Source organism: Bacillus sp. VT 712 (assembly GCF_001614195.1).
Taxonomy (GTDB): Bacteria; Bacillota; Bacilli; order Bacillales; family Bacillaceae_H; genus Priestia; species Priestia flexa.
In genome coordinates this window covers 116454-129229 of the sequence record NZ_LWBK01000005.1, presented here as the reverse complement: position 1 = coordinate 129229, position 12776 = coordinate 116454, and the positions used below count along the sequence as shown (strand labels likewise).

The following is a 12776-nucleotide window of genomic DNA, read 5'->3' as shown; positions in this document are numbered from 1 at the left end:
AGGCTGGGACAAAAGGTCTCTATAATCGAAAAAAGGTGAAGTCGCCGGTGCGACTTCGCCTTTTTTCAATTATTTTAAAGATATAAAGGCAAGATCTCACCCCCTTGCCACATATTTTCGTATATTCACGGCCATTAGTGCGAGGCCGGTTTCGTTTTCGACTTTGGATTTCCCACGAACAGAAAATCGTGTGAAACCTAAATTAGCCTTCAAGAATCCAAAAACTGGCTCCACGTCCATTTTACGTTGACGATAAATTTTAGCCGTTTCTTCTTCCGAAAGCTTCGCTTTTATGTATTCTTTTTGTTCTTCCCATTTTTCATTGACCATAAGCTTACGATTGGTTCCTTCTTTCGCTTTTGTACATAAGGAGCGTAGTGGACAACCAGTACAGTCTTCACATTCATAGATTTTGAATTGGCGTTTAAAACCTGCTTTATCTGTACGGGTTGAATCGTATTGAAACGTAAGCCATTTTCCATTTGGACAAGTGAACATATCTTTCTCTTCATCATATAACCAATTACTCGTTTTAAAAGGGTCCTTTTTGAACTTTTTCTTTTGTTCATTTAAGTAATGATTATACGTGATGAGTGGAGTGCGTTTTCTATTAGTCAAAATATCATCGTAATTTTGTTCACTCCCATAACCGGCATCCGCCACGATATGTTGGGGTAAGGAAAAAAAGTGCTTTTCAATTCGGTCAAGAAATGGGATAAGTGTTTTCGTATCCGTTGGGTTAGGGAATACACCGTAAGCTAGTGTAAATTGTCCTTCTGTCGCTATTTGCACATTATATCCTGCTTTTAATTGTCCATTTTGCATGTAGTCATCTTTCATTCGCATAAAGGTGGCATCGTGGTCTGTTTTCGAATAACTATTGCGTGTTCCAAAGGTTTCAAAATCCTTTTCATACTTTTGTTTGCGCGCAATCCAATCGTATATCTGTTTTACCATTTGTTTCGGTGACTTTCTTTCACTACGAAGTTGTTTACGTTCGTTAACGTCCTTAGAGTGGTCGATCTTTTGCGTATATTCCTCGACTACTTCCTCTAAATTTTCCACGATTTGCGTTAATTCCTCCACGGACAGCTGCTCTTCATTTTCTCTTTTTATTTCAGGGATAATCTGATTTTCAAGTAGTTCCTTGTATAACTGGTTGGACTTTTCCACCAAGTTTTCATGATATTTTTCAACGGCTTTCTTCCATACAAAAGTGAATTTGTTAGCGTTCGCTTCTAATTTTGTTCCGTCGATAAAGATGGCTTCCTGATCAATGAGCTTCTCCTGCACTAACTGGCAACGGAATTGCACGAAACACTGACGTATGATTTCTTGCATATCGGGATGGACACGAAAACGATTGATGGTCCGATAACTAGGCTCATTTCCTTGTGCGAGCCACATCATGCGAATACTGTCATGTAAAAGACCTTCTATCTTACGCCCAGAGAACGTCGATTGTGTGTAGCTACATAAAATAATTTTTAGCATCATGCGTGGATGATAAGCTGGGCATCCAGTATGCTGGACGAATGAATCAAAGGCTTCACTCGGAATACTTTCTACTAAATGATGGATAGAAAAGGCGATATCGTTTTCTTGTAATTTCATTTCTAATTCTAAAGGTAAAATTAATTGATTCATGTTATAATCTTTAAACATAAGGACCCTTCTTTCTGGTTGAATTTGTTGTGGTGACTATATTTTATCAGAAGTGGTCCTTATTTTTATGGAAAAAATAAAACAAAGCCGTGAAATTTTACTCATCGTAAAATTTCACGGCTTTTTTCATCTCAGAGGAGGGTTTTGTCCCAGCCTCATTGTATTTGAATTCATTGTTTGTTCTAACTGAGATAGGGAACTAATAAATGAGAGGTCTTAAAAAGTGGTGGGGCAGAGAATAAATCGAGTTTAGCTACGGATTGCAAATTTAAATAAAATCACGTGTTGCAAAATGAGTCTAAACAAAGTATACTATGTTTCGTGAACTTCTTGTGTACCTTTCGGTTATGTATCTACTTAAAGGGTTAGGACCTCTCTGGACTAACTTTCCCCCGTGGTAGTTAACATGCTATATGGCGAAAGAATTTCATATTTAACGATTAAAAATTGTTAAAGGGGGAAATATCATTATGGAAACAATGGGTCGTCACGTTATCTCAGAATTATGGGGTTGTGATTTCGATAAGTTGAATGATATGGATTATATTGAAAAAACGTTTGTAGATGCAGCACTAAAAACTGGAGCGGAAGTTCGTGAGGTTGCGTTTCATAAATTTGCACCTCAGGGCGTAAGTGGGGTTGTTATTATTTCAGAATCACATTTAACTATCCACAGCTTTCCAGAGCATGGGTATGCAAGCATCGATGTATACACATGTGGAGACTTAGATCCAACAATTGCTGCTGACTATATTGCAGATGAACTAAATGCTCAAACACGTGAGACAATTGAAGTACCGCGTGGAATGGGTCCTGTACAAGTAAAGCAAACGAAAGCAAATGTACTTTAATAGTATAAAACAAAGCTAAGAACAATTAGGGACTGCTCTATAAATTGGACTCGCCATTTATAGACAGTCCTTTTTAGATACAAAAATACCGTTTATCCATTATAATAAAGAAAGCAGCTAGGGTATCTTTAGTAGCTATAGCGATTATTTTGATAAAAAGGAGTCTACACAACATGGGGATTATTCAAAAAGTAAAGTCAGTTTTTTCGAATCATTCTGAAACTAGGGACCACCACGAAAATCCAAAGTTACAAACACATTACTACAAATCAACAGCCTCTCAAACATTTACTCAGGTGCAAAATTTATTGAAGAATATGAATGGAGTAGAAATTTTAGCCGCTTATGAAGAGCGTGGAGAGATTAGCTTAAACGTGTCAAAGGGGAGAAAGGCGTTTGTTGTTATTACGATTATTTCATTACGACCTTTTGAAACCGCTATCGATTTTTCGGTTACAACGGAATCAAAAGTAATGCCATTCGATTTTGGTTATAGTAAAGAATTAATCATCTTTTTTTATAAATATTTTGACCAACATCTGATTGCTATTAAGTAAGGGAAATAAAGTGTATTAAACAAATAAAGCTGTGTAGCGCCTTTATCTATTGGAAAACAAATGTTTTAGGAAATAAAATTTCAGAATTCATTCTCCTTCACTTGTATTCAAGCTTTGTTTTCTATAATATGAAAAGAAAGTGAATTTTTATTTTGAATTTCTAACGTACATAAGTGGTTAGTTCGTACAAGCTGCTTAGTTTATACAAATATAAAAGGTTATTTATTGGAGTTGAGAAGATGAAATGTCCTTCCTGTCAGTATAATGGAACGAGAGTGTTAGACTCACGGCCTGTTGAAGAAGGTCGTTCAATTCGCAGACGGCGTGAATGCGAAAGTTGTCACTATCGTTATACAACATTTGAAAAAGTAGAAGAGCCACCTTTAATTGTAGTGAAAAAAGATGGGGCGCGTGAAGAGTTTAGCAAAGAGAAAATTTTACGCGGTTTAATAAAGGCATGTGAGAAAAGGCAAGTTAGCTTAAAACAATTAGAAGATACTGTACATGATATTGAATCTGAACTGCGCAGTCAAGGTGCATCGGAAGTGCAGTCAGACGTTGTTGGGGAAATGGTAATGGAAAGACTAGCTGCTATCGATGAAGTATCGTATGTACGCTTTGCTTCTGTTTATCGTCAATTTAAAGACATTAATGTATTTATTGATGAACTAAAGGAGTTAATTAAGAAGGAAAAATTATAAAAGAGCTATTAAAGAGATTTTTTAGCTCTTTTTTGCTATTTTAGAATTGGGTAGGTAATGATGATGAATGAGCAACATTGGAAAGAAATCATTCCAGTTGACCGTTATGTTGTGAGAACGAGCGGCGTTATTCAAGAATATGATCGAAAAGTGTTAACAACTCTATATCAACCGTTAATTGGAACCGTGTGCTATGGCTTATATATGACGTTATGGAGTGAACTAGAACAAGGACGCTTATGGGGAACAGAAGTAACGCATCATCACCTAATGGCCGTTATGCAAATGAACTTGAAATCCATTTATCAGGAGCGATTAAAGCTTGAAGGTATTGGCTTATTAAAAACCTATATGAAAGAAGAGGACGGGGGAAGAGTTTATATTTATGAGTTAATTCCACCATTAACACCACAGCAGTTTTTTGATGATGGTGTTTTAAACGTCTACTTATACAATCGATTAGGTAAAAATGTATTTCAAAAAATTAGACGATATTTTATGGATCCAGCTGTGGACCACAGTGAGTTTAAAGACGTTACTCGTTCATTTAATGATGTGTATAAGTCAGTACAAACGACAGAGCTCACGTCAAGTTTACAACGAGAGAACCAAGATGTCTTCAAACCAAGTGGAGATCTGGACTATGTGGATAATTCACAAAGAGCTAGTATAACAATTAAGGATGCTGGCTTTGACTTTGATTTATTTTTGACAGGGTTAACTGAGTCTATGATTTCGAAAAAAGCAATTACAGCCAAGGTGAGGTTAGCAATTGAAAAGCTAGCATTTTTATATCAAATTGATGCTCTGCAAATGAAGAATGTGGTCTTGGACGCGTTGAACGAAAATGATCAAGTAGATATTGAGCTGCTTCGAAAAGCTGCTAGAAACCATTATCAGTTTGAAAATGGAGAAGCGCTACCTAACTTAAGTGAACAAATTCAGCCGCCGTTATTGCGAACTATGGAACATAGAGAGCCAACTTCTCAAGAAGAGAAGTTAATTAAGCAGTTAGAAGTGACGTCTCCAAGACAGCTACTGACGGACTTGTCCGGTGGAGCAACGCCTTCTAAAGCAGATTTACAAATGGTTGAAGACGTTATGTTTCATCAAAACCTTTCTCCAGGTGTTGCTAATGTACTCATTTATTATGTCATGCTAAGAACGGATATGAAGTTATCAAAAGCATATGTGGATAAAATTGCAGGACACTGGGCTCGTAAAAAGGTAAAAACAGTGGAAGAAGCGATGGTCATTGCGAAAAATGAGCATAAAGAATACCAAAACTGGGCTGAATCTAAGCAAACGGCGACGAAGAAACAAAGAACGGTTCGTAAAGAGATGGTGCCAGATTGGTTGAAAGAAGAGTCTGAAGAGAAAAAGAAACCTCAAAGTCAAAAAGAAGATTTAGACTTTGAAGAAGAAAAGCGGAAACTTGAAGAAGAGTTAAAACAGCTTGATTTAGATTTAAAGAAAAATCGTGAAGATTAATGAATGGAAAGGAGAGGTGATGGGGTGAAGTCAATCAATGATTCGCTAAACAAACTAGCAAATAATCAAGGTTTCAAGGAACGATTTGAAACGTTAAAATCAGAAGTGCTTTCTGATCGTAATGTCCAAGATTTCTTAAGGAAGAATCGAGATCAATTGGATGAAGGTATTGTAGAACGAGGTCTCATTAAGATGCATGAATTTAAAGGACAAAGCAAAGAGTGTCAAGACTGTCCATCCCTGCAAAGCTGCGTTAATATGATTAAAGGTTATCAGCCAAAGCTTGTAATTGATGGTAAAAACATTGATGTGACCTATGAGCGCTGCCCTCGAAAAGTAACTGAAGATGAACGCAAAGAGCAAGAATCATTTATCCAGTGTCTTTATGTACCGAAAGATATTTTAGGTGCTTCCATGTCAGATATTGAAATTGAGCAAGGAAGGCTTGAAGCAATCAAGTTAGTACGAGATTTTGTCAGGGAGTATGAACCTAATAAGAAGATGAAAGCTCTTTATCTACATGGATCGTTCGGTGTTGGAAAAACATACTTTTTAGGTGCCATTGCTAATGCTTTAGCTGAAAAGAAAGTAAAATCAACGATTGTATATGTTCCTGAATTCTTACGTGAGCTTAAAGGATCTTTTCAAGATAAAACCTTTAACGAGAAGATTGAATACGTAAAAAAAGTGCCCGTCCTAATGTTAGATGATTTGGGAGCAGAATCCGTAACAAGCTGGATGCGCGACGATGTATTGGGTACCATTCTTCAATTTCGAATGTTAGAAAATTTACCTACTTTCTTTACGTCAAACCTAAATTTTCAGCAGATGAAGCACCATTTAACGTATACGCAAAAAGGCGAGGAAGAAGAGCTGAAAGCTGCCCGCATTATGGAACGAATTAAGACGTTAGCCACTCCTGTAAAGGTAGAAGGTGAAAATAAACGTAATAAATGAGCAGTTCTTTTACATTTCATGTAAGGACTTGCTCATTTTTTTTCATGTTGCCCCATATATATAAATAAAGCGTGTCCAAAAGGGGGCTAACATTAGTGAGAATTTTCTTTAAGTATGAGAAAGAAGCAATTGGTATTTACAGGTCGCTATGCGCGAAACGAAGCGCTTTATCATATGCTCCGCAATGCTTTAAACTTGTGAACAGTCAGCTTCTAGTAATTGACGTGACATATAATCGAGACGAAATTGTACACGATATGCTAATCCCAGTATTGACAGACTTTATATTAGAGCAGAAAGAAGAGACGATTTTAAGTGAGATTTTGAAACAGAAATTTTTCTATACGGATGAACAAGAGCTACAGCTTATGATAGACATGGTCTATCATATTGTAGAAGGTGAGAAAGTTGACGTACCTAAACGTGACTTTCCGATGCCTAAAGATTTATTAATTAGAGAAGCGCTTCAAGATTTTCTGGTTAACAACGTTACGTTTACATTTGAGTCTTTTCTCCAGTTTCGATTAAAGAACTATCGCTCTCGCTTACAGTACTATTTAGAAATCGCTATTGATGAATATAAACTAGAATATGAATATCAAATGTTTGTTGAACAGCTGCGACAAGTTATTTTAACGGAGGAAGCAAGTTGCGAAGCTGTACATGTTGTGCATTCACAAGAGAACGAATTTCAACTCTATGATGAAAACTTTGGATTGCTAACAGTGAATCAGCGTCAACATCTGGCTGAAGAATTTATGAAAAAGAATGAGTCGTTATACATAGACCCATCCGTTATAGCGCCTCTCATTACACTATCTCCGCAGCATATTTATATTTATAGTGATCGTGAGAATACACATGATTTCATTTATACTATTCAAAATCTTTTTCAAGAACGAGTGGTCATATGCACAAAACAAGAAGCGGCATTTTTAAAAAAAGAGAATCTGACTTGAGAGGTTGATTTCTATTTTAAAAATGAATATAATAGGCTCATATTGTAAAAATTTTAATCAGCGATAAGTAATGATGAGGACATGAGTTTATATTTACGGTTTATTAGAGAGAGAATCCGTGGCTGAAAGATTCTTAACACGATTTATATCCTTACCACCTCTAAACTTCAGTAGTAAACAAGTATTTTACTTTAGTAATTACTGACGGAATTTCCGTTATCAAACCTCGAGCTGTCTTTCATTGTGCCTTGTTAAGCAAAAAGACAGAAACAAGGGTGGTACCACGTGTATACACAACTCGTCCCTTATTAAGGGATGAGTTTTTTTATTTGCGTAAATAACCAGTTTATGCAAGATTATATTGAGATAAATAAGGAGTTGAATCACATGTCAGAAGTTATTTCAATGACATTTCCAGATGGAGCAGTAAAAGAGTATCCTAAAGGTACAACGACAGAACAAATTGCATCATCAATTAGCCCAGGGCTAAAGAAAAAATCAATTGCGGGTAAAGTAAACGGTGAGCTTTTAGATTTGCGTACACCAATCCATGCAGACGGTCAGCTTGAAATCATCACACAAGATTCAGGTGAAGCACTTGAGATTATGCGTCACAGCACGGCGCACTTAATGGCTCAAGCAATTAAGCGTGTTTTTAAAGATCAAAAGGTCCAGCTTGGTGTAGGACCAGTTATTGAGAATGGATTTTATTATGACATTGATATGGAGCATTCCATTACACCTGACGATCTAATTGAAATTGAAAAAGAAATGAAGAAGATTGTAAACGCCAATATTGATATTGAGCGTCGCGAAGTGTCTCGTGAAGAAGCAATTGAGCTTTATAAAGAAGTTGGAGATGAATTAAAGTTAGAGCTTATCGATGCTATTCCAGCAGGTGAGACTGTAACGATTTATCACCAAGGAGAATTCTTTGATCTTTGCCGAGGTGTCCACGTTCCATCAACAGGAAAAATTAAAGAGTTTAAACTGTTAAATATTGCAGGTGCTTACTGGCGTGGAGATAGCAACAATCAAATGTTGCAGCGCATTTATGGCACGGCATTCTTCAAAAAAGCAGATTTAGATGAGCACTTACGTTTATTAGAAGAAGCGAAAGAGCGTGATCACCGTAAAATTGGTAAAGAGCTTAACTTATTCACAAACTCACAAAAAGTTGGACAAGGTCTTCCATTATGGTTACCAAAAGGTGCAACAATTCGTCGCGTTATTGAGCGCTACATTGTGGATAAAGAGGTTGCGCTAGGTTATCAACATGTGTATACACCAGTCCTAGGTAGCGTAGAGCTATATAAAACATCAGGTCACTGGGATCACTATCAAGACGGTATGTTCCCAGCAATGGAAATGGATAATGAAGATTTAGTTCTTCGTCCAATGAACTGTCCACACCATATGATGGTATATAAAAATGATATCCACAGCTATCGTGAATTACCAATTCGTATTGCAGAGCTAGGTACGATGCACCGCTATGAAATGTCAGGTGCACTTGCAGGTCTTCAGCGTGTTCGCGGTATGACGCTAAATGATGCACATATCTTTGTTCGTCCAGACCAAATTAAAGACGAATTAATTCGTGTGGTTCGCTTAGTAGAAGCTGTATACAAAGACTTTGGCTTTGAAAATTACTCGTTCCGCTTATCGTATCGTGATCCAGAAGATACAGAGAAATACTTTGATGATGATGCAATGTGGGAAAAAGCACAAACCATGTTAAAAGACGCGATGGATGAGCTTGGCTTAGACTATTACGAAGCAGAGGGTGAAGCAGCATTCTACGGTCCGAAGCTAGACGTTCAAGTTAAAACGGCTCTTGGAAAGGAAGAAACTCTTTCAACAGTGCAGCTGGACTTCTTATTGCCAGAGCGTTTTGATCTAACATATATCGGTGAAGATGGAAAACAGCATCGTCCGGTTGTTATTCACCGAGGTGTCGTATCAACAATGGAGCGCTTTGTTGCTTTCTTAATTGAAGAATACAAAGGGGCATTCCCAACATGGTTAGCACCTGTTCAAGTTCAAGTGATTCCAGTATCGCCAACTGTTCACCTAGACTATGCAAAAGAAGTTCAAGAGAAACTTCAGTTAGCTGGCGTACGTGTGGAACTAGATTCACGTGAAGAGAAAATTGGCTATAAAATTCGTGAAGCTCAAATGCAAAAAATTCCTTACATGCTAGTAGTGGGAGATAAAGAAGTAGAAGAAAAAGCGGTTAATGTTCGTAAATACGGTGAGCAAAATTCAGAAACTGTTGATTTTGAACAGTTCTTAGCAGGATTAAAAGTAGAAATTACTCGCTAATGAAAAAGCGGAGAGGGCAACTTCTCTGCTTTCCTTTTTAAAAAAAGTAAAAAAAATGTTGCATAAATGTTTTTCCTTTGGTAAAATGATTTTTGTTGTTAAATAAAGAACGAAATCATTGACTTTTGTCTTTGTTGATACTATAATAGCTTAAGTAATTGAATACTTGTTTGTGCAGAAGAAGAAGCACCCGCTTCTCACCTGATTGACGCGTATAGAGCAGTTAGCAGGTTGACATCGTATTTACTTTTAACGATAGTAGTGTGGGTGCATTGTGTACTCACGCTTTTTTGTGTGTATACCAATATCTACACAAGCGTATTCATTCATTAAACCTTGGAGGTGGCTACTTATTAGCAAGGACATGATGGTAAACGAGGGCATTCGAGCTCGCGAAGTTCGTCTAATTGATCAAAACGGTGAGCAATTAGGAATTAAATCAAAAAATGAAGCACTTGATATTGCTGCACGAGCAAATCTTGACTTAGTAATGGTTGCTGCAAACGCGAAACCACCTGTATGTCGTATTATGGACTACGGTAAGTTCCGCTACGAGCAACAGCGTAAAGAAAGAGAAGCTCGTAAAAACCAAAAGGTTGTTAACTTAAAGGAAGTTCGTTTAAGCCCAACAATCGATGAGCATGATTTTAACACAAAACTTCGTAACGCACGTAAGTTCCTTGAAAAAGGTGATAAAGTAAAAGCGTCAATTCGTTTTAAGGGTCGTGCTATTACTCATAAAGGAATTGGACAAAAAGTACTTGATCGTTTTTCAGAGGCTTGCGCTGATGTTAGTTCAGTTGAATCAGCTCCAAAAATGGAAGGACGCAGCATGTTCCTAGTGCTTGCACCTAAAAACGAAAAGTAATAGAACGAGGAGGAACACCCCATGCCAAAAATGAAAACACATCGTGGCGCTGCAAAGCGTTTCAAAAAAACTGGAAGCGGTAAGTTAAAGCGTGCTCGTGCTTACACTAGTCACTTATTCGCTAACAAATCTACTAAACAAAAACGTAAATTACGTAAAGGTTCTTTAGTAAGCAAAGGTGACTTCAAACGTATTCGTCACTTATTAGATAACATTAAGTAATTTGGGTTGAGATAGAAACATAACAGGAGGTAACAATTATGCCACGCGTAAAAGGCGGTACAGTAACACGCAAACGTCGTAAAAAAGTTTTAAAATTAGCCAAAGGTTTCTTCGGTTCAAAGCATAGATTATACAAAGTTGCTAATCAGCAAGTAATGAAATCATACATGTATGCTTATCGTGACCGTCGTCAGAAAAAACGTGATTTCCGTAAATTATGGATTACACGTATCAATGCAGCAGCTCGTATGAATGGTCTTTCTTACAGCCGTTTAATGCACGGATTAAAATTAGCAGGTATTGAAGTTAACCGTAAAATGCTTGCTGAATTAGCTGTAGCTGACGAAAAAGCATTTGCTGAATTAGCAGCAGCTGCTAAAAAAGGCTTAGAGAAGTAATTTCTGCTAAAAAGTCTTGTTACCACTAGGTAGCAAGGCTTTTTTGTTTATTGGAGGGATTATCTTTGTTTTTAATGATATACGCGATACTTATCAACCTTATAGGCTTATATGTAATGAATGCAGACAAAAAAAGAGCTCAGCGAAATGAATGGAGAATCAAAGAGCAAACACTTTGGACGATTGCCATTATCGGAGGAGCTCTAGGTGCAACCATTGGCATGAATCTTTATCGTCACAAAACAAAGCACGCAAGCTTTCGTTTCGGTCTGCCTGCTTTGGTGGTTGTTCATTTGGCATTATTGCTAATCTATATGTAGATGAATAATTTGAAAAATGAAATGGGAGAAGCCATGAACAAATATCTTGCTTTTATTTTTAAGGTTATTGTTTTAGATAGATGTAGTAGTAGGCTCCTTATCTATGAGTTAGAAGAAAACGTTTCAAACGTAGAGGTTAATGGAACTGAATATGCAAAGTGGAGAGCGTTTTTAAAATTCCTTCAAGAGAGTAATTTCATCAAAAGGCTTCCCTATCCAAAAGCCCCGTGATTGAAATGAAAGATGTGATACTCCAGCAGGACTAGCGAGTCAGGTGAGACCTCACAGTATACAAGGAGGGTCGGCCGCTCGCCCTGAGGAAAGGGAACAATCTGGAATGGAAATCACACTAAGCAGAGAGGCCTTCTTCAACAAGAAGTAAGCACACTGTTTATCAAAAGCTTTCTCAATAAAAAAGCCCAAAAGCTATTGCTTTTGTGGCTCGTTCTTTAAAAACTCTCGTACGGGACTTTTCCAGCTAATAATGGCTTTTGGGTATAAAGTTGATACCTTAGCAGACACCAATCTGATATCCTCATGAGTTAAATCATTGAGCTGGTCAGGATTTTTTAATAACATAGTAATAGAAAAAATTTGTTCATTTATATATTTTTCGCCTTCAAACAAAACACCTTTATACGTTAACTCCAAATTTTTACGAACATTTTCTGCTTCATCCACCACGTAAAATTCATTTTGCTCTTTGGCTTGCATTAATTTTCGTTTTGGATTTCGAACATATCGTATAATAAAAAGAACGAAATAGACTAATAAAGCAATTACTAATAGTCGCATTAAGAGCACAATCAAAGCGATATCGCCTCCTTGCCGAGGGTTGTTTCCTAACAGTACGTATAAAGGGCAAAAAGGTTTCATTTATTTTTAATTTTATATTAATATTTATTTTATTTTAGGAGAGATTAGATATGAAGTTACAGTCTTTATTTAACATGCAGCGCCAGCTAGATCAACATATTGAAACAAATCATAAGCTTCAAAACGAAGACTTGGTTTCCCGCAAACTTCTTGCTTTATTAGTAGAATTAGGCGAGCTGGCTAATGAAACGCGTTGTTTCAAATTTTGGAGCCTAAAACCGTCGGCAGATAAAAAGGTTATTTTAGAAGAGTTCGTAGACGGTGTTCACTTCTTATTATCTTTAGGAATTGAATGGGGATTTGATTCAATTGAAGAACTTCCGGTTAAAGCGGACAAAGAAACTGCAACAGAACAATTTTTACATGTGTTCTCTTTGCTCACACAATTAAAAGGAAGCGTAGATCAAGAACAGTACATAGAATCATTCTCTTCATACATGGGTCTTGGAGAAATTCTTGGCTTCGCAGCTGAGGAAGTGAAAACGGCTTATATTATGAAAAATGAAGTGAACTTTAAGCGTCAAGACGAAGGGTATTAAGAAGAAAACATTTCCTCTGAAAATACTTTCTTATATAATAAAAGATA

Annotated in this window: 14 protein-coding genes and 1 other annotated feature; of the genes, 12 read left to right on the top strand and 2 right to left on the bottom strand. The window is 36.9% G+C overall.

The window, feature by feature from the left end:
- Window positions 1–96: 96 nt before the first annotated feature.
- Window positions 97–1665: an IS1182 family transposase gene (locus tag A2U94_RS03880; protein WP_025910455.1), complete on the bottom strand. Its 1569-nt coding sequence runs from the start codon at window positions 1663–1665 to the stop codon at window positions 97–99.
- 470 nt (window positions 1666–2135) lie between these two features.
- On the opposite strand from A2U94_RS03880, the gene speD reads away from it, so the two are divergent.
- From speD to A2U94_RS03825, 11 genes are all read left to right on the top strand, one after another.
- Entirely contained in the window at window positions 2136–2516 is a 381-nt protein-coding gene (gene speD / locus A2U94_RS03875; RefSeq protein WP_025907230.1) for an adenosylmethionine decarboxylase, read from the top strand.
- Window positions 2517–2689: 173 nt separating this feature from the next.
- Window positions 2690–3073, top strand: coding sequence for a hypothetical protein (locus tag A2U94_RS03870; RefSeq protein WP_025907228.1), 384 nt, complete (start codon window positions 2690–2692; stop codon window positions 3071–3073).
- Window positions 3074–3312: 239 nt separating this feature from the next.
- On the top strand, window positions 3313–3774 hold the full coding sequence (gene nrdR / locus A2U94_RS03865; RefSeq protein WP_025907227.1) for a transcriptional regulator NrdR: 462 nt from the start codon (window positions 3313–3315) through the stop codon (window positions 3772–3774).
- A 63-nt stretch (window positions 3775–3837) separates the two neighbouring features.
- Entirely contained in the window at window positions 3838–5265 is a 1428-nt protein-coding gene (locus A2U94_RS03860) for a replication initiation and membrane attachment family protein (RefSeq protein WP_025907226.1), read from the top strand.
- A 24-nt stretch (window positions 5266–5289) separates the two neighbouring features.
- A complete protein-coding gene (dnaI, locus tag A2U94_RS03855) occupies window positions 5290–6222 on the top strand; it encodes a primosomal protein DnaI (protein ID WP_025907224.1) in 933 nt (310 codons plus the stop codon).
- 95 nt (window positions 6223–6317) lie between these two features.
- Window positions 6318–7181, top strand: coding sequence for a sporulation protein YtxC (gene ytxC, locus A2U94_RS03850; protein WP_025907222.1), 864 nt, complete (start codon window positions 6318–6320; stop codon window positions 7179–7181).
- 387 nt (window positions 7182–7568) lie between these two features.
- Entirely contained in the window at window positions 7569–9506 is a 1938-nt protein-coding gene (thrS, locus tag A2U94_RS03845; protein ID WP_025907221.1) for a threonine--tRNA ligase, read from the top strand.
- Between the two features lie 172 nt (window positions 9507–9678).
- Window positions 9679–9804 (top strand) — a sequence feature (ribosomal protein L20 leader region).
- A gap of 66 nt (window positions 9805–9870) precedes the next feature.
- Complete coding sequence (gene infC / locus A2U94_RS03840) at window positions 9871–10374, top strand: translation initiation factor IF-3 (protein WP_025907220.1); 504 nt, start codon at window positions 9871–9873, stop codon at window positions 10372–10374.
- A gap of 21 nt (window positions 10375–10395) precedes the next feature.
- A complete protein-coding gene (gene rpmI, locus A2U94_RS03835) occupies window positions 10396–10596 on the top strand; it encodes a 50S ribosomal protein L35 (RefSeq protein ID WP_013059426.1) in 201 nt (66 codons plus the stop codon).
- Window positions 10597–10634: 38 nt separating this feature from the next.
- On the top strand, window positions 10635–10994 hold the full coding sequence (rplT, locus tag A2U94_RS03830; protein ID WP_025907209.1) for a 50S ribosomal protein L20: 360 nt from the start codon (window positions 10635–10637) through the stop codon (window positions 10992–10994).
- Window positions 10995–11059: 65 nt separating this feature from the next.
- Entirely contained in the window at window positions 11060–11314 is a 255-nt protein-coding gene (locus A2U94_RS03825; RefSeq protein WP_025907207.1) for a DUF1294 domain-containing protein, read from the top strand.
- 426 nt (window positions 11315–11740) lie between these two features.
- On the opposite strand, the gene A2U94_RS03815 is transcribed toward A2U94_RS03825, so the two are convergent.
- Entirely contained in the window at window positions 11741–12118 is a 378-nt protein-coding gene (locus tag A2U94_RS03815) for a hypothetical protein (protein ID WP_225001589.1), read from the bottom strand.
- 122 nt (window positions 12119–12240) lie between these two features.
- Here A2U94_RS03815 and A2U94_RS03810 point away from each other — a divergent pair, with 122 nt between their 5' ends.
- Complete coding sequence (locus A2U94_RS03810; RefSeq protein ID WP_025907203.1) at window positions 12241–12729, top strand: dUTP diphosphatase; 489 nt, start codon at window positions 12241–12243, stop codon at window positions 12727–12729.
- The last annotated feature ends 47 nt before the right edge of the window (window positions 12730–12776 follow it).

Bases quoted from the DNA above. Each gene is read 5' to 3' on its own strand.
- A2U94_RS03880 (WP_025910455.1), bottom strand. From the start codon at position 1,665: ATGTTTAAAGATTATAACATGAATCAATTAATTTTACCTTTAGAATTA.
- rplT (WP_025907209.1), top strand. From the start codon at position 10,635: ATGCCACGCGTAAAAGGCGGTACAGTAACACGCAAACGTCGTAAAAAA.
- A2U94_RS03860 (WP_025907226.1), top strand. From the start codon at position 3,838: ATGAATGAGCAACATTGGAAAGAAATCATTCCAGTTGACCGTTATGTT.
- thrS (WP_025907221.1), top strand. From the start codon at position 7,569: ATGTCAGAAGTTATTTCAATGACATTTCCAGATGGAGCAGTAAAAGAG.
- rpmI (WP_013059426.1), top strand. From the start codon at position 10,396: ATGCCAAAAATGAAAACACATCGTGGCGCTGCAAAGCGTTTCAAAAAA.
- infC (WP_025907220.1), top strand. From the start codon at position 9,871: ATGATGGTAAACGAGGGCATTCGAGCTCGCGAAGTTCGTCTAATTGAT.
- A2U94_RS03810 (WP_025907203.1), top strand. From the start codon at position 12,241: ATGAAGTTACAGTCTTTATTTAACATGCAGCGCCAGCTAGATCAACAT.
- speD (WP_025907230.1), top strand. From the start codon at position 2,136: ATGGAAACAATGGGTCGTCACGTTATCTCAGAATTATGGGGTTGTGAT.
- A2U94_RS03870 (WP_025907228.1), top strand. From the start codon at position 2,690: ATGGGGATTATTCAAAAAGTAAAGTCAGTTTTTTCGAATCATTCTGAA.
- nrdR (WP_025907227.1), top strand. From the start codon at position 3,313: ATGAAATGTCCTTCCTGTCAGTATAATGGAACGAGAGTGTTAGACTCA.